The sequence below is a fragment of the Paenibacillus sp. 598K genome (assembly GCF_003851045.1).
In the GTDB taxonomy this organism is placed as follows: Bacteria; Bacillota; Bacilli; order Paenibacillales; family Paenibacillaceae; genus Paenibacillus_D.
The window spans coordinates 55,059-55,575 of record NZ_BFBX01000027.1 but is presented as its reverse complement, the minus strand read 5'-3'; the positions used below and the strand labels follow the sequence as shown (position 1 = coordinate 55,575).

The following is a 517-nucleotide window of genomic DNA, read 5'->3' as shown; positions in this document are numbered from 1 at the left end:
GCCGGTGACGACCGAGGAGGTGCCGTAAAAGTCGCCGTCCTTCTTGAGCGCCACCGGCAGCAGCTCCGAATAGCCGGTACCGAGCTCGCCGTCCATCATCCGCACCGTCTGCTCGTCTGCGAGCAGCAGGCCGCGCAGCTTGAACCGCTTGAGCAGCAGCGCCCGCGCCTCTTCGCCGGACAGTCTGCCCGAGGCCAGCAGCATCGGGTTGTGGACGTGGAAGTAGAGGACGCCTGCGGCGATCGCCGGCCGTCCAAGCCATGCCGGAGCATGGGTGAGCAGCACGTCGAGGTAGGTCAGCATCTGCAGCGACAGGCCGTGCGCGACCTCATCGAGCCGTAGCGAGGTGGCCGACGACTTGTAATCGATGACGCGCAGCAGCATGCCCTCGTCGGTCGGCGCGGCATCGACCCGGTCGATCCGGCCGACGATCTCCATCGTCCGGCCGCCCGCGAGCGGGATCTCCAGCGCCGGCAGCGTGCCCTCGCCGCCGAAGTCCAGCTCCAGCCCCACCGGC

Annotated in this window: 1 protein-coding gene; it reads right to left on the bottom strand. The window is 69.1% G+C overall.

Annotated elements, in window-relative coordinates:
* On the bottom strand, positions 1 to 517 hold a 517-nt coding region (locus PA598K_RS36100), incomplete at both ends, for a PD-(D/E)XK nuclease family protein (protein WP_185601790.1).